Below are 15,364 nucleotides of genomic sequence, written 5' to 3'. Positions count from 1 at the left end.
AGTGGCTAAAATTTTGGTTACCGGCGGAGCCGGGTTTATCGGTTCCTATCTCTGTAGTTCCTTGGTGGGAAAAGGGCATTATGTTATTTGTATTGACAACTTGCTTACAGGAGTTTCTCGTAATATTGAACACTTGAAAAGCAAGGAAAACTTTGAGTTTCGGAAAGAAAGTATTTTGCATGCAGATTTGAATGAGCATTTCGATGAAATATACCACTTGGCCAGTCCAGCAAGTCCTGTTGATTATAGAAGAAACTCACTAGAGACGATCTATGTGAACACAGTTGGAACGGAACGTTTGCTACAGGCGGCATATCGATGTAATGCCAAATTTTTGTATACCAGTACCAGTGAAGCTTATGGCAATCCACTGATTAAATGTCAGCATGAAGAATATATAGGTAGTGTGAATACATGGGGGCCCCGAGCTTGTTATGACGAAGGCAAACGGTTAGGGGAAACATTTTGCTACGAATATTTGAACAAATACGATATCGATCTAAGGGTCGTGAGAATTTTCAATACGTATTCCGCTAGATTGCGTGAAAATGATGGGCGCGTCATCTCCAATTTCCTCAATCAAGCGCTCAATGGCTCTAACATTACGGTATATGGAGATGGAGAGCAAACGCGCAGCTTCTGTTATGTCGATGACACGGTTAGCGGGCTGCTACATGTTATGCAAAGCGAGAAGGCGCGGGGACAAATTATAAATCTAGGTAATCCAGAGAATATATCTATCTTGGCATTGGCTCATTTAGTGATCAAACTGACGGGTAGCAAAAGTAAGATCGTCTATGAAGCGCTTCCTGTTGACGATCCGGTTCAAAGATGTCCAGACATTACCAAAGCCAAGCGGCTAACGGGATGGGAGCCGCTCATATCCTTGGAAGATGGAATCCAATTAGCGATAGAGGAGATCCGAGAAAAGAAACAAACAATGCAAATCATTCATAATGAAGTGGAGTGATGCACAATGCAACAGATTAAGTGGGTGCAGATTGAACCTACTCAGGCATGTAACTTGAAATGTACTTACTGTTCTAGGACATTGCTCTACGGCAACAGTTTCACACATATGGAAAAAACGCTGATGGAGAAAATTGTTTCAGAGATGAAGAATCTGCCACAGCTTCGACAGGTGTTAATCCAAGGATTCGGAGAACCGTTTCTGTACCCTGACTTATTGGAAATGGTGACTTTGCTTAAAAGTACGATGCCGCACTTATCAGTCCAGTTAGTTACAAACGGCATGGTCATGAGTAAGAAGCTCCCGCAAATTCTTGCCCAGACGGATGTGCTATATATGAGCATAGACAGTTTGAAACCTGAGTATTGGGCTACAGTTCGTGTCGGAGGCAATTTAAACAAAATTATGGATAATGTTAAAAGGTTTAAAGAAGCAAACCCCGCGTTAATGATGATTGTGAATGCTGTGATCTCAACTCAAAACATGGAGGAAGTCGATGCATTATGCGGTTTGGCGCAGCAATTGGGGTGCAGCGGAATCCAGTTCATTCCTTTATATTCGATGGAAGAGATGGAAGTATTAACCAATGAGCATTGGGGACATATGCGTGAAGAAGTGAAACGATTACGAATTACATACGACTCATTACAGGTTTTTTCACCTTTTGATGTTAAGAAGCAGGAAATCTGTCCGTGGGTTCACAACGGTTTGTATATTTTAATAGATGGTCAAGTGACGCCATGTTGTGTCATGTCATCGGATGACGATATTGTGTACGGAGATCTGAGTACCCAATCTTTGGAGCAGATATTGTCTTCATCCTCAAGAACTGTGTTCACTAAAAATAATAAGCAAAATAAGTCGTGTACAGAATGTACACTTATCAAATTCTCACGTATTTGGAATTATGAGAACCCATTGCCTCTAATCCAAAGATAAATCCTGCCGTAAAGGAGTGTTGATAGATGAAGTCGGTCGTATTAAGCCATTTGCCTGATCATATTTCTTCTACATATATGATCATTGATGCTTGTTCCTATTGCTACGGTCCAGCTTCTACGATATCTACGATACTTGATATTATAAATGTCAACAAGCAATTTGCTGTTATATTCATAGGTACAGGCAGCTCGTTAGAGTTTCTCAGAAATCACCCAATCATCGATTATATCATTGAAGTGAATACCGAGAGTTTTTCGGCTTTGGAGCAAATCAAAGAGCTAATCTCTTCATCATCTTTGGTTTTTGTTAATACGAATCCGGTATTGGCTATTTATGCGAAGCAGCTCAAGGTACCTGTTGTGTATTTAGATATTTTACCTTGGATGAACAGTTCGGTTGAAGCGCTAGTAACATCTATTTCCGCTCTATATCACAATAAGCAGAAGCTTAAGGAGATCCCGAATGCATGTGATTTATTGGCTTCAGTAGAGAAATATGTGATGCAGTCTTATCTCGGTAACTTCCCGATTGATCCGCTGATTAAAAATCCGGTCATCGTGGGTCCGTTGTTGGAACGTCAAATGATGAATGAACCTGCCGTGAGGAGCAATAAAAAGTCAAGATTACTGATCAGTACAGGGGGCTTGTTTAATCCCGATACGGAAGACGATATCTTAATCGAGTATGCCCGTTGTATCGCTGAGCTGGGCTGGAAAACGGCGCATGCTATGCATCTAGATGAGGTATTGGTCTGCGGTCCCGATAAGCTGCAAAACTTCATTCATCCTAAAGATAAGAGTCATGGAACCTCTCTAGCCGTAACCCGACTCCCACATTCGACATTCATTGAGGAAGTCAGGAATAGTGAATTCATCGCCATCGTTCCTGGCTTAACGTCCATCTATGAAACGTTTGCGATAGGGAATCCAACACTGCTCTTGCCTTCGACTAATTATAGCCAAGTCTTGCAGACTCGGGCTGTCCTTGATTCTGGATTAGCAGGGGATTTGGTGATCACAGAGAAGTTTAATGAAATTTACCGGGCTACGACAGAGAATGGTGAGATCGAAGGCACCAAGCAACTCTTAAACTTGCTCACGGAACAATTAATGGATCAATCCTTTCACGAATATGTAAGGAGTGGCTTCGAAAGGCTGTTGAATACTGGGGAGAATGATGCATTGATACGTAAGCGCCAGGCTTATGTAAACGCACTGGGACATGATGGACCCGGAGAAGTTGCCAGACATGTGCTGGACGTTATCCAGGATGCCAACATTCAAATAAACATTGTAAGGGATTGAGCGTATCATGAAAACAGTCATTCCAGATTTGCTTACTTACCAAACGGTATTTCGTTTCTCAAGCGGCTTAGTAGATTGGGTAGAGATCAAGCCATTTGCTTCGTATAAGCCTGTTATTCATCAGAAAACGGATGAAGCTTATGTAATTACCAAGGGAGAAATTGCCTACTATATTGATGGAACCAAACATATGTATGCGGAAGGGGATATATTCAAAGTTCCTCGCGGTGTTGCACACGGATTTATCAATTTTACGAATGAGCGTGTGGAAATATTATCGATCCTGTTCCCGAAGTATGATCCCGAGGACGTATTTGCTACTGAACAAGAAGATCCGTTATTCAATGAGGATTTATTAGAATTAGAAAAGTGTATAAAAGGGAACAAGAAGGGGGGAGAAACCACGTCGCAGCAATAACCAATTCCAAAGAGAGCTTTACTACCAACAGCTTACGCAATATAATAGACGTACCTGTTTTTTTTGCATAATATGTTACATGTATACATATTCACAAGTCATATTCCCCCTGAAAGGAGAATCTAGATGCAGAGTATTATTCACAAAATCCCTGAGCAGCAAGAGGCATTACAGAATCGTTTCCAAAAGCATAAAACTCTTTTTAACAGGGATCTAATGAATGACATTATGGTTATTTTCAACGAAGTTTGCAGTAATGGCGATAATGCAGTTAAACAGTTTACTCAAAAGTATGACGAAGTTGAATTAAATGACATCCTTCTTTCCAATGAATATGTGAAGCAATGTGTCGAATCGCTTACTCCATCGTTGCGAGCGGCCATCGAGCAAGCGATAAGCAATGTTCGGGAAGTGAATCTAGCCATGCTGCCTACATCGTGGGAGCAGGAAATACGGCCGGGCACTGTCATTGGTGAAAAAGTAACTCCGTTGGATTCGGTAGGCCTGTGGATTCCTGCTAGAAAAGGTCCATTAGTTTCAACGGCGATAATGTTGGTTGCTGCTGCCAAAGCAGCGGGAGTTAAAAGAATCGTAGTTGGCATGCCGCCTCTTAAAGATTCGTATGGCGACCCTGGGACTATAGCAGCGGCTAGCCTTGCTGGGGCTGATCAGTTCGTAGTTGGGAACGGTGTATCTATCATAGCAGGATTCGCGCAGGGAACTTCCTCCATTCCTGAAGTGGATGGGATCTTCGGACCGGGGCCTGGCGGGATTGCTGCAGCAATGGGCATTGCGATGACCTATGGCAAAAAGAGCGTATTGGGAATCGGTCCTACTGAATGCGTCATTTTCGCAGATGAAACCGCGGATCCTCGCAATTTAGCATATGATTTAATCAATGAGGCAGAACATGGTCCGGATTCTTCTTCCATACTGGTTACGACTTCTCCGAGCATAGCTGAAAAGGTCGAGTCCGCGCTTTGGACCTGCATTGATGAACTGGACGGTGTCCGAAAAGAATATTTGAAAAATGTGTTCGGAACTGTTGGAAAAGGTGCGATCGTTATTGCATCAACCCTTGACAATGCCATTGAATTTATCGATTGGTTCGCGCCAGAGCACTTAATGGTTGTATGTAAGGAGGAAGTTGAAAAGCAATTCTTAGATCAGATCACGAATGCGGGAGAAGTGCTTATTGGTGAGAACACGCCATTTTCAGCCGCAAATTATGGCATAGGTATCACGGCAGTATTACCGACGAATCATTTCGCAAGAACATTCTCAGGCATAACAGCCAAAGATATGGTTAAATATTCGACGATTGGAAAATTAAGCAAAGAGGCGCTGCAGGTTATTTATCCAATCATCAAAGAATTGGGAAGCTATGAACAATTGCCAAGTCACGTGAAGGCAGCGAAAATTAGATTGGATGTCTAGTACCCTATCAATTCTTAAATTGTGGGTAAAGGCGTTTAGTTTAATCCTTGCATCGTCGGCCGTGAATTGCCAATCAACGTCTTTTTGAGCGGCGTTGCGGTTAGTCTCCCAAGCAGACAGTTCATCCGCTAATAGGGAAATGGAAGGATTCGTTGTCCGGAACATTGGTTGGTCATCACACTCAGTTCAATCAGCGATGTTCAGCCAACTACCATGCTTAGGGGTGTAGTGAATGTCCAAATGTTTCGCCAATAGACGAGCCGTTTCAGGCTCGAAAGCTTGGTAAAGCGAAGCGATCGAGTGGGTGTTTATGTTGTCCATCACTAGTTTGATTTTCGGGACATTCGGGTAATGAACCTCCAATAACTTGCGGACTTGCTCTGCCCAGTCAAGCCGGGGTCTCTGCTGCCGTACCGCGACATGACGCCAAATAGGGCACTCGGCGTCGTAGGGCAATTGATACACATCCAGCACGTCCTCCATGGCAGCGACAAACGCCGCATTCTTGGCTTCGACTTCACCCGTAATCTTTGGTGCGACAGGCGGAGTCGTTCGCGCCTTCCACCCTCTAATTTGACTATAACATATTCATACAATCTGGGAACTAGTGTAACAATAAAAAATGGTGCACCCTGTTTTGAACTGTGACAATGTAGACTCTTGAAAAGAGAACCTTATGCTGTTATGAGATGACTTCTGAATTGATCAGGAGTCATTACTTTTGGGCATAACGCGCCTAGCAAAGCTAGTGCATGATAGCCGTTCATTTCTAAGTATGTTGAAGGATGGGGACGATCTGGAGATTTCGGATGTATAGCGATGAATGATGAAGGAAAGCCAGTGGGATCTATAACAGCTCTATATTTTTTGAAGAGGTAGGGCAAGTAGGGACATCCATCACGATGGTTGCAAATGTGGCAGCGCACAATGGAGCAGGTTAGTACTTCGCCTGATCGCCGCGGCAGCTTATGTCTCGCAAATACCGGAACTGAATCTATTTACAGAGCATTATTTAAGAAAGTCAGGCTACATTAATAAATGTTAATATTTCAACGATCTAATCTGAAACACCACGCAAGAAAAATTATTTGATCGGGGGAAAACTATGGCAACCCATTTCTCTGCACCGACTTTGTATTATGATGGTTCATTTATCGATGTTCTGTGGGATAACCATGACAACGCTATGAGATGGTTCGAGAACTATTTGGCGTGGAAGGTTGGGCGGCAAGAGGAATGGAAGGTTGATCCCAGATGCCTGCAAGGAAGAATGACAAGTACCAATTGGGGCACATGGTTAGTTTCATACCTGACGAATTCGCGATTGCCCCATCATTTTGCTGAAAGAGGCACGGTCGAATCCAATGTTCGATTGTGCTTTCGCGTTCATGAATTACAAGAGCTACATCGTAAATGGCTGGATGATGGAATAAGGGTATCTGCCATATACGACGGGCCAGGGAAAACGAGATATTTTGATGTTTGGGCGACAACAGAGGGCATTCGGTTGACTCTGCAAGAGGACTCGTCACTCCAGCATGATGAGCTATTACCTTCCTGGGTAAGAGTAGGTGTAAGCAACCTTCAAGCTTCAGTGGAGTGGTACAAGCAATATATGGGCATGTCGGTAGTTAGGGATGACATCAATCAGGGCTATGTACTCATGAGCTTAAAGCTGAATCATCGGGAAGAAGATTCACTTTGGATCATCGAACAATTGTCAGGTGAAGCTTATAAAGGAAAAGTCGATGGTCAGGTACAGCCCATATGTTGGATTAAGGATAGAGAAGATTTTTTTACGTACCATCAGTATTTACTGGGTAGCGGTATAGAAACATCAGAGGTTGGAGGATATGTGACAGGAGGCATGGTTAGCTTTCATTTCTATGATCTAGATGGAAATCGATTCAACATTAGTAGCATGTAAATTATTCGAGGCAAGGAGGTCTGTATGACAACCAGTATTTATATGGTTAGACATGCCGAATCACCGTATGATGAAGGAGATGAAAGAACAAGAGGTCTTACTGTACAGGGGAAGGAAGAGGCTGGCACTTGCCAGGTGGCGAATCGAATGCGGACTGTCAGAGCAGATCCATTACGGTGCTCAAAACTATATTAAAAGAGCATATGGGGAAGAAGAGCGCTATGGGCACACACGGCCTTGTCATGACATTAATGATGAATTATTTCGATTCACGATATGGATTGGATTTCTTAGATCGATTAAAAAAACCGGATGTATATAAATTGCAATTTGAAGGCCTGGAATTAATAGAAGTCATAAGAATGTGGTAAAAGATCAAAAAAACCATCCTGCATCTTTCCTTATTGTATTCTATAATGAGAACAATACTCATTACAGATCGAGGAAGTGTCTCCATGCAGCACAATTTCAAATTAACCCGCATGCACGAATATATGGATCATTTATCGATGGGGCTGGAGAGGAAACTGTCTCGTTCAAGTTGGGGACAACAACTGATCCTCCCGAATGAAGTTGGAAATGGCATGATCCACCGGATGGTGATCCGTCCGGGGATGGAAATTTTAATGGAGCGTTTAAGTCTGCATCAAAATCTGAGATTGAGGATCGACCAGGAGTGTCAGGTTTTGGGTTTGGTTTATCGACTAAGCGGAGAAAGCTACTGTGAATGGAATAATGCCATTTGCACGAATTTGTCCGGCCCGGAGAGTACGGTGTTCTTCACCCATCAAACCCAAATCTACTTGGAGACAAGCTCGGCGATCCAGAACAATGCCATTAAGATTCGAATGAGTCCGGGGATATTGGATGCGTATTTTGCCGACGGGGAGGAGAATCGCAAACTGCGGCAGATGCTGTACGCATATAAGAACACCATTCGCGGCCAGGCTATGTCACCGGCTGTTCAAGCGATTTTGCAGGCGATGTGGACGTGTGAATATGACGGAGCGTTGAAGAGATTGTTTATGGAAAGCAAGGTATTAGAGCTACTCACTCTCTTTATTCATGAGCTTCCATCCTGTGAGCTGCCGAACAAACCATCTACAGCACTCCATCGCAATGACTTGGAGAAGCTGCACAATGTTCGCAGAGCGATACTCGAGAATCTGGATCAGCCTCTTTCTATTCAGGAGTTGGCGAAGATAGCGGGCATGGGCACAACGAAACTAAAAGCAGGCTTCCGAACGGTATTCGATAAAACGATCTTCGAATACGTCCGCGAACAAAGAATGCAAAAAGCGGTATGGCTGCTGGAGGCGAATCGGATGAGAGTATGCGATGTGGCAATGGCAGTGGGATATAGCAACCCGAGCCAATTTGCTGCCGCCTTCAGGAGGCAATACGGCTGTAATCCAAGTCATTATGGACAGCATTTTGAACGATAAACACAGAATTCCTTACCAACGAAACGGACATGCATCGTCATCGGTGTATGTCCGTTGTTTCGTCCTTAATAGGTTGCCGACCGTCTTCCTCGGGTAGAGGTGAGTGATGAGTATATGTGATAATCATTATCATTCATGGAAAGGGGCGTTTAAGGATGAGAGGTAGCAAAGGGGTTATCTGTACAATTATGGTTCTGGTTATCGTGATGTTGACTGGCTGTTCCGACAATCGGCAGACATCGCCGAACCAGGAAGAGGTTCGTATATTCAAGCATCCGTTAGGTGAAGTAAGGTTGACCGAACCGCCAAAAAGAATCGTGGCATTGGATTTCAGTTATACGGAAGATCTGCTGGCGCTGGGGATTACACCGGTAGGCGTAGCGGATATTGATTCCCCGACAGGCTTTAATACCTTGGTGAATATACAGCCTGCTTTGGGGTCCGAGGTTGTGGATGTCGGCGGTCGGCAGGAGCCTAATCTCGAAATCATTGCCGAACTTCAGCCGGATCTTATTTTGACCAATGTGTATTTTGTTCAAAAGAGCTATGAGAAGCTAAATGCCATTGCGCCAACCATGGTCTTTGATCCCTATCCGCCGGAAGGGAAGGAGCAATACGAAGAAATGACGGAAACCTTCCGTGTGATCGCAGATATGGTAGGTAAAGGGGATGAAGCCGAGCAGCAGCTCAAGGAATTGCAACAGGTGTATGACGAGGCCAAAGTTAAGCTGGAAGCGGCGAATAAAGCGGGAACGAAGGTTGTATTCGCCCAGATGACACCGAGTCAATCGGGTCCTTCTGTATGGTTGTTCACCGGAAATTCCCAGGGTGCGCGAATCATGAAGGAAATCGGATTACATCACGTCTATCAGCCTGAGGTGTTTGAACAACGCGGCGTGACGGTGGCAACTGTAGAAGCATTAATGGATTATCAGGATGCTTCCTTGATCTATCTAAACATGGACAGTACCGGCGGATTGCAGGAACAACTGAAATCCAATGCGTTATGGAGCGAATTGGATTTCGTCAAGCAGCAGCGTGTGTATGGGATAGATCGGCGAATATGGGGGTATGGCGGGCCAATCAGCGCTAAGGTGCTGGTCGGTGAGGTTGTTAAGGCATTGACCGCACAATGAAAGCGAATGGGAAAGCGGTCGGTGTACTAGGAGGAAGCGCCCTGCTTCTTGTGCTGCTCTTCTTGCTGCATGTCACGCAGGGACAAGTAGACATCAGCGCATCGGATGTGCTGCGTTCTCTTCTGCATGCGCATGGAACGGTCGTTGATCAGGCCGTATGGGGACTGCGTTTACCGCGGGCGGTTGCGGGCATGCTCTGTGGAGCTGCTCTGGCTGCCAGCGGCGTGCTGCTGCAGACGGTGCTGCGTAATCCGCTCGCTTCTGCGGGTACGCTCGGAATTAATGCGGGAGCTTACTTGGCAGTCGTAGCTGGAACGATATGGAGTCCCTTTCTGCTTCACCGGTATCCATTTGTATTTGCTCTTGCGGGCGGAGTTCTGGCGGCTGGCATGGCTTACGTGCTGGCCGGAGGTCATCGGGCGCCACCGATTCGGCTGGTGGTGTCCGGCTTAATTGTCACCTTGTTGCTGTCTTCGCTGACGGGTATGATGCAAATTATATTTTTGGAAGATGCCAGTCAGTTGTTCGTCTGGGGCGCTGGTTCCTTAATGCAGAATAATTGGCAAGGCGTTCAGCTCACTTGGTACTGGATAGTTATCGGGCTGGCAATTATTATTCTCTGTGCCAGATCCCTTGATCTGCTGATGCTTGGGGAGGAGTCGGCAGCCTCCCTGGGGCAGCGGCTGGTCTGGACGAAGGCGGCGATGTCCGGCATCGCGATCACACTGGCTGCACTAAGTGTGAGCCTCGCTGGTCCCATCGGGTATATCGGTCTGCTCGCACCGCATATGATTCGACTGACCGGCATTCGGCGGCACCGTTTGTTGATTCCCGCAAGCGCGATGCTGGGGGCAGGGCTGCTGCTCGCTGCCGATTCGCTCACCTCTATGTTTCGGGCGATGTATGGCACGCTTCCTGTCGGAGCTGTGACCGCATTGCTTGGCGGCAGTTGGTTGGTCATATTCGTAATGCGCGCGCAAAAGAAGCGTCAAGGAATGGGCGGATTCGCTGGAGCGTCCTCAATGGCCGCGGCTCCCAGATTCAGAGAAAGTCACGCGCGAAGGTTCATCACCTATCTCTTGCTAAGCTTGGCTTTGCTTGGCGTCACCTTATACGGATGCTTGCATTCGGGACATTCCACGTTGACCCTCGAACGGTTTATTCAGGGATTATTCGGCTATAGCGAACCATCCTTGCATCATCTGGTGTGGCAGTTGCGCTTGCCGCGTATGGCTGCCGCTTGGCTTGGCGGTGCGGCGCTTGCAGTAGCTGGTTTATTGATTCAGAGTGCTGTGCGCAATCCGATGGCTGATCCATCAATCGTCGGTGTGACATCCGGCGCAGGTGCGGGAGTGCTTGCCCTGTTGGTGGTATGGCCTTATGCGCCGGGATGGCTGATGGGGGTATGCGCATTTGCTGGAGCGGTCATCATCTCTATTGTGATCTTCGCGGCTGCCTGGCGCAGCGGTCTTGCGCCCGGAGCGCTGCTCCTGGCGGGGATCAGCATCTCCGCGGTAGGTACGGCCATCATTCAAATTCTGGTGCTGCGGACAACAAGCTTTACGGCTGCCTTCATCTGGCTTGCGGGCAGTACGTATGCGCGAGGATGGACAGACACGATTCCATTACTCATCGTATCTGCTATTCTTATCCCGGTCGCCTGGTGGCTCGGACAGCGTGTGGAATTATTATCCTTTGCCGATGAGGTTTCGACAGGAGTTGGACAACGCGTCAAGCGGGATCGATTGCTGGCGGCAAGTCTGGGAGTTGCATTGGCGGCGGTCGTTGTAGCCACAGTAGGCACCGTCGGATTTATCGGCTTGCTGGCTCCGCATGCGGCAAGGTTGTTTACAGGGACAGCTCATCGCCGAATGATGGGGCTCTCTATGCTCATCGGAGCTTTGCTGCTGACAACAGCCGATGTGGCGGGTCGTTTGGTTGCTTTTCCCAAGGAAGTCCCTTCGGGCTTGCTGGTGTCGCTGATTGGAGCGCCATATTTGCTGTATTTGCTGTATCGAAACGGCCGTAGAATCGGCGATGCGTAATCTGATAGCGTCGACAGGCACGCTGGGCGTGTACGCCGGCTAGAACAGGGATCAGATTGGGGAATTACAGATGAAGAAATATTTTGTTGTCCTATTTATTATGGTGTTAACCGCGATGATTTCAATGGCGAATTTCAATCTGGTCATCGGCCCGCTTTCAAGAAGTCTTGGATTGTTGGAAATGCAGTCCGGAGGTTTGGTCACCATTACCGGGATTTGCTGGTTTTTTGGTAGTTTTGTGTGGGGGAAATGGGCGACCTTCAACAGGAAGCTCATGGTGAGCCTGGCATTGCTCGGATACACGATTGCGATTGTGGCCTTTGCCTTGATCGTCGATCACGTACAACAAGAGTTGATTTACCCTGCGTTTCTCTATTGGGTGTTGCTGGGACTTCGCGCGATAGCCGGTTTTTTTTTCGGAGCCATTCCTGCCATCGCTCAAGACTATATCATCCATTGGACGTCGGCCGGGCAGCGTACAGGCGGGATGGCTCTATTCGGAGCAGCCAATGGCTTGGGATTTGTGTTCGGCCCGGCCTTGGGAGCGATGTTTGCCACGCATAGCCTCACGACTCCGATGTATATTTCAGTTGGTTTGCTGCTCATCGTTGTCTTGCTTGTTGGATTATGGATTCCAGGAGAATCCATCGGCGAAAAGCTTCGCAAAGAGGCCAGGCTGTCTCCATGGGATTCCCGTATTCGCTTGTACATGGCAATTGGGCTGTTATTGTCCACGATGACGATTATGCTGCAAGTGACGATCGGCTTCTATGTGCAGGACAGACTCTTGGCTTCTGCACAAGAGGCAACACGTATGATCGGGATCGCCGCCATAGTTGGCGGATTGGTTGTCGCTGCCGTGCAAGTATTGATTGGCCGCTTCCCCAACTGGCGTCCCGATAGATTGTTAGTGATTGGTCTGGCTTCTTTGGGTCTGGGTTTCTTTATATTTTTCGTTGCACCTGCGTATTACGTGCTCGCATTTGCTGTTGTCGGGATCGGTATTGGCTTTACGATGCCAGGGTATATTAGCTCGGCTTCCCTTGCTGTAAATGAAGGTGAGCAAAGCGAAGTTGCCCCTTTTGTCTCCGCGGTGCAAGGTGTTGGATCCTTCGTAGGTCCCATCGTGGGCACTGCGCTGTACGCGGTTCAATCCGGGCTTCCTTATCTATTATGTACGGGGGTTGCATTCGGTTTTGGTATTTGGATGGTATGGAGAACTGGGTGGAAAACTTGAGATAGGGAGGACCGTCACCATGGAACAACTGCGCGAACTGGCTCCGTTTATGGAACAGCAATATGAGCAGCAGCAGTTCCTTGGACAGTCCTCCCTTTTTTGGATACAATATAAGAATAGAATGAAGGCGAATGAACGTCGTGATGCAGTAACGTTATGGGAAAGTTCGGAGCTCGGTTACGTTCATCCAGGGAAGGAATGAAATCAAGCATGAAAACTCTAATCCTCTATAATTGGGAGGTTCGAGATGAATATTTCAAGGCCTTCCAAGGAATATCTCAAGAAGAGCTAATGAAGGATCGTAAGGCAGGAGCAGGCTCGATACTGAAGACCTTTTTACATATCATCGATGTAGAATATAGTTGGGTAAGGGCCATGTATAATAAGCCGGATCGCCCCATAGATTTTGCCCAATATGGAGATCTTCAAGCTGTTGCAATGTTATCCAATCAATGGAGAGGCGAAATCATAGAATATCTAGATCATTGGACAAATGAAGAACTAGATAACCATATCAAGCCATCCTGGATGCAAGAGACGTATCGTAAAGAAGAAATCGTTAAGCATCTAATCGTTCATGAAGTGCATCATATCGGACAATTATCAATATGGACAAGGGAACTAGGTATCGTCCCCGTGAATTCCAATTTTATTGGAAGAGATCTGATGAATAAAGCGAGGAATATGTAGCAATTCATTGTTAACAGTATTTCGATTTCATAACAGAGTGGTGTAGTAGCAGGGGGCTACACTTCACTTACTAGGGCGTACAAAAAACCTACATCACAACATGTAGGTTTTTTGAGTGTCTACTAAACCCTTAATGCAGTTGTATTTGAAATAACATAATTAAATTGACAAAAATAAACTACGCTGTTAGACTCAATTAAACAGCATGATGTCTAATTTGAGGTGAGAAATATGGATATGCAAGTGGAGCTATTTTTAATTCAGCAAATTTATGGAACCCTCTTCGCCCTAGCCAACAAAATTCAGACGAAGGGTGACACCTATTTCAAGGACATCACATCAAGACAGTTCATGATTATGATGGCTATCATTCACCTGCCGGAGGAGGAGGCCACGATCATCAACATCGCTAAGAAATTAGGGACGACCAAGCAAAGCGCACGACATCTGATTTCTTCAATCGAGAGCAAAGGCTATGTAGTCGCAATACCAAGTCTCCTCGATCGACGCGCCGTGAATATCAAAATCACCGAATCCGGGAAGAAGGTTCTGCTGCAATGCGGGGAAAGATCGATTCACTTCTTGGCCGATCTCTCCAGAAATTTCACCAAGGAAGAACTGGAGCAATTATGGACGCTGTTGAAAAAGCTGTATCAATTTGATGGTGAGAAGCAGGATGGGTTCGAGGAGAGCATCACCATTCAAATGGACGAAGAGCAGGATGAGATGACGAAGAAAGCAATGGAAGAATTTGCTACAAGACGTAATGCACTGGTGCCAGACTCTAATTGTTAAGCTATGGGACATATGGACTTTGAAGGATTATAGATTCTAGGAATGCATGTACAGGAACTGGGGAGGGAATTTCATGGAATATGCAGTGGTTGTAAATAACCTACACAAGAGCTACCGTGACAAAAAAGCGGTGAATGGAATTAATTTTGTAGTAAACAAAGGAGAAATATTAGGCTTTTTAGGTCCCAATGGAGCTGGGAAAAGTACGATGATGAATATTTTATCGACGATTTTGTCAGCGGGTGAGGGTGAAGTCACGATATTAGGGATGCCTCTGAAGAACAAAGCGAAATCCGTCAAGTATCACATTGGGGTTGTGCCTCAAGACCTCGCCATTTACGAAGAGATTTCAGCGGAGAAGAATGTGAGATTTTTTGCAAGCCTGTATAATCTGAAGGGGCAAGAGCTGGAGAACAAAGTGAAGGCGGCGCTGGAACTGGTAGGTCTCTATGATAGGAAAGATCATAAGCCCAAAACGTTCTCAGGCGGCATGAAAAGAAGATTGAATATTGCCTGCGGAGTGGCTCACCAGCCTGAGCTGATTATCATGGATGAGCCGACAGTGGGCATCGATCCCCAATCCAGAAACCATATCCTGGAGTCCATTAAGCTTCTAAAAAAGCAGGGCGCAACGGTGATTTATTCGACCCACTACATGGAAGAGGTCGAGGCCATATCCGATCGAATCCTCATTATTAACGAGGGACAGATTATTGCGGAAGGTACTCAGGAAGAGTTGAACCAGAGGATAAGCGATGAGATCACCTATTCCTTCACTGTAGAGCATACTCGGGATCTTATCGAATCGGCTTTCCAACAGATAGACGGCATCACAAAAGTACGTCTGTCCGAGAATACGATTGATGTAACCTCCAGAAAATCCAAAGAGAATCTCAATAGTATCATAGGCGTCATCACCTCCAGTAACTGCAAAATATATAATATGAGTCGTACAGAGGCTTCGTTGGAAACTACATTCCTTGAACTGACTGGGAAAAACTTAAGAGATTAGGGGTAC

15 protein-coding genes and 1 pseudogene are annotated in these 15,364 nt (G+C 46.0%); 15 read left to right on the top strand and 1 reads right to left on the bottom strand.

All coding sequences use genetic code 11. The features are described 5' to 3' along the window. The first annotated feature begins 1 nt into the window (after position 1). The 5 genes from ACY1JZ_RS01190 to hisD all read left to right on the top strand — a co-directional run bounded on the left by ACY1JZ_RS01190 (position 2) and on the right by hisD (position 5,071). Positions 2-970 (top strand): NAD-dependent epimerase/dehydratase family protein, encoded by a 969-nt coding sequence (locus tag ACY1JZ_RS01190; RefSeq protein ID WP_462627705.1) that lies wholly within the window; start codon positions 2-4, stop codon positions 968-970. A 6-nt stretch (positions 971-976) separates the two neighbouring features. Continuing rightward, positions 977-1,909, top strand: coding sequence for a radical SAM/SPASM domain-containing protein (locus ACY1JZ_RS01185; RefSeq protein WP_462627704.1), 933 nt, complete (start codon positions 977-979; stop codon positions 1,907-1,909). Positions 1,910-1,935: 26 nt separating this feature from the next. Continuing rightward, positions 1,936-3,216 carry a hypothetical protein gene (locus ACY1JZ_RS01180; protein WP_462627703.1) on the top strand — a complete coding sequence of 427 codons (1,281 nt, stop codon included), beginning with the start codon at positions 1,936-1,938 and terminating at the stop codon, positions 3,214-3,216. A gap of 7 nt (positions 3,217-3,223) precedes the next feature. Beyond that, a complete protein-coding gene (locus ACY1JZ_RS01175; protein WP_462627702.1) occupies positions 3,224-3,634 on the top strand; it encodes a cupin domain-containing protein in 411 nt (136 codons plus the stop codon). Between the two features lie 126 nt (positions 3,635-3,760). Then, positions 3,761-5,071, top strand: coding sequence for a histidinol dehydrogenase (gene hisD / locus ACY1JZ_RS01170; RefSeq protein ID WP_462627701.1), 1,311 nt, complete (start codon positions 3,761-3,763; stop codon positions 5,069-5,071). A 186-nt stretch (positions 5,072-5,257) separates the two neighbouring features. Here the strand turns inward: hisD and ACY1JZ_RS01165 are convergent, their stop codons facing one another. Then, positions 5,258-5,554, bottom strand: a complete 297-nt coding sequence (locus tag ACY1JZ_RS01165) for a transposase (protein WP_462627700.1) — start codon at positions 5,552-5,554, stop codon at positions 5,258-5,260. 622 nt (positions 5,555-6,176) lie between these two features. On the opposite strand from ACY1JZ_RS01165, the gene ACY1JZ_RS01160 reads away from it, so the two are divergent. From ACY1JZ_RS01160 to ACY1JZ_RS01115, 10 genes and pseudogenes are all read left to right on the top strand, one after another. Further along, positions 6,177-6,998 (top strand): VOC family protein, encoded by an 822-nt coding sequence (locus ACY1JZ_RS01160; RefSeq protein WP_462627699.1) that lies wholly within the window; start codon positions 6,177-6,179, stop codon positions 6,996-6,998. 24 nt (positions 6,999-7,022) lie between these two features. After that, positions 7,023-7,369 (top strand): annotated as a pseudogene (locus tag ACY1JZ_RS01155) (histidine phosphatase family protein). An 84-nt stretch (positions 7,370-7,453) separates the two neighbouring features. Then, a complete protein-coding gene (locus ACY1JZ_RS01150; RefSeq protein WP_462627698.1) occupies positions 7,454-8,443 on the top strand; it encodes a helix-turn-helix domain-containing protein in 990 nt (329 codons plus the stop codon). Positions 8,444-8,598: 155 nt separating this feature from the next. Beyond that, the gene (locus ACY1JZ_RS01145; RefSeq protein ID WP_462627697.1) at positions 8,599-9,579 is read left to right on the top strand and encodes an ABC transporter substrate-binding protein; all 981 of its coding nucleotides are present in this window, start codon (positions 8,599-8,601) and stop codon (positions 9,577-9,579) included. Continuing rightward, positions 9,576-11,624, top strand: coding sequence for an iron ABC transporter permease (locus ACY1JZ_RS01140; RefSeq protein WP_462627696.1), 2,049 nt, complete (start codon positions 9,576-9,578; stop codon positions 11,622-11,624). Before ACY1JZ_RS01145 ends, ACY1JZ_RS01140 begins: the two co-directional genes overlap by 4 nt. A 70-nt stretch (positions 11,625-11,694) precedes the next feature. After that, positions 11,695-12,861 (top strand): MFS transporter, encoded by a 1,167-nt coding sequence (locus tag ACY1JZ_RS01135; protein ID WP_462627695.1) that lies wholly within the window; start codon positions 11,695-11,697, stop codon positions 12,859-12,861. A 19-nt stretch (positions 12,862-12,880) separates the two neighbouring features. After that, positions 12,881-13,063 (top strand): hypothetical protein, encoded by a 183-nt coding sequence (locus ACY1JZ_RS01130; protein WP_462627694.1) that lies wholly within the window; start codon positions 12,881-12,883, stop codon positions 13,061-13,063. Between the two features lie 8 nt (positions 13,064-13,071). Continuing rightward, on the top strand, positions 13,072-13,551 hold the full coding sequence (locus ACY1JZ_RS01125; RefSeq protein WP_462627693.1) for a DinB family protein: 480 nt from the start codon (positions 13,072-13,074) through the stop codon (positions 13,549-13,551). Positions 13,552-13,782: 231 nt separating this feature from the next. Then, on the top strand, positions 13,783-14,346 hold the full coding sequence (locus tag ACY1JZ_RS01120) for a MarR family winged helix-turn-helix transcriptional regulator (protein ID WP_462627692.1): 564 nt from the start codon (positions 13,783-13,785) through the stop codon (positions 14,344-14,346). A gap of 73 nt (positions 14,347-14,419) precedes the next feature. Then, positions 14,420-15,358 (top strand): ABC transporter ATP-binding protein, encoded by a 939-nt coding sequence (locus tag ACY1JZ_RS01115; protein WP_462627691.1) that lies wholly within the window; start codon positions 14,420-14,422, stop codon positions 15,356-15,358. Positions 15,359-15,364 lie beyond the last annotated feature (6 nt).

Source organism: Paenibacillus sp. J5 (genome assembly GCF_054955055.1).
Note: the sequence above shows the minus strand (reverse complement) of the source record. Positions and strands in the feature narration are given on the sequence as shown.

Coding starts and splice junctions, on each gene's coding strand:
- ACY1JZ_RS01185 (WP_462627704.1), top strand. CDS start 977: ATGCAACAGATTAAGTGGGTGCAGATTGAACCTACTCAGGCATGTAAC.
- ACY1JZ_RS01180 (WP_462627703.1), top strand. CDS start 1,936: ATGAAGTCGGTCGTATTAAGCCATTTGCCTGATCATATTTCTTCTACA.
- ACY1JZ_RS01175 (WP_462627702.1), top strand. CDS start 3,224: ATGAAAACAGTCATTCCAGATTTGCTTACTTACCAAACGGTATTTCGT.
- hisD (WP_462627701.1), top strand. CDS start 3,761: ATGCAGAGTATTATTCACAAAATCCCTGAGCAGCAAGAGGCATTACAG.
- ACY1JZ_RS01165 (WP_462627700.1), bottom strand. CDS start 5,554: ATGGAGGACGTGCTGGATGTGTATCAATTGCCCTACGACGCCGAGTGC.
- ACY1JZ_RS01160 (WP_462627699.1), top strand. CDS start 6,177: ATGGCAACCCATTTCTCTGCACCGACTTTGTATTATGATGGTTCATTT.
- ACY1JZ_RS01150 (WP_462627698.1), top strand. CDS start 7,454: ATGCAGCACAATTTCAAATTAACCCGCATGCACGAATATATGGATCAT.
- ACY1JZ_RS01145 (WP_462627697.1), top strand. CDS start 8,599: ATGAGAGGTAGCAAAGGGGTTATCTGTACAATTATGGTTCTGGTTATC.
- ACY1JZ_RS01140 (WP_462627696.1), top strand. CDS start 9,576: ATGAAAGCGAATGGGAAAGCGGTCGGTGTACTAGGAGGAAGCGCCCTG.
- ACY1JZ_RS01135 (WP_462627695.1), top strand. CDS start 11,695: ATGAAGAAATATTTTGTTGTCCTATTTATTATGGTGTTAACCGCGATG.
- ACY1JZ_RS01130 (WP_462627694.1), top strand. CDS start 12,881: ATGGAACAACTGCGCGAACTGGCTCCGTTTATGGAACAGCAATATGAG.
- ACY1JZ_RS01125 (WP_462627693.1), top strand. CDS start 13,072: ATGAAAACTCTAATCCTCTATAATTGGGAGGTTCGAGATGAATATTTC.
- ACY1JZ_RS01120 (WP_462627692.1), top strand. CDS start 13,783: ATGGATATGCAAGTGGAGCTATTTTTAATTCAGCAAATTTATGGAACC.
- ACY1JZ_RS01115 (WP_462627691.1), top strand. CDS start 14,420: ATGGAATATGCAGTGGTTGTAAATAACCTACACAAGAGCTACCGTGAC.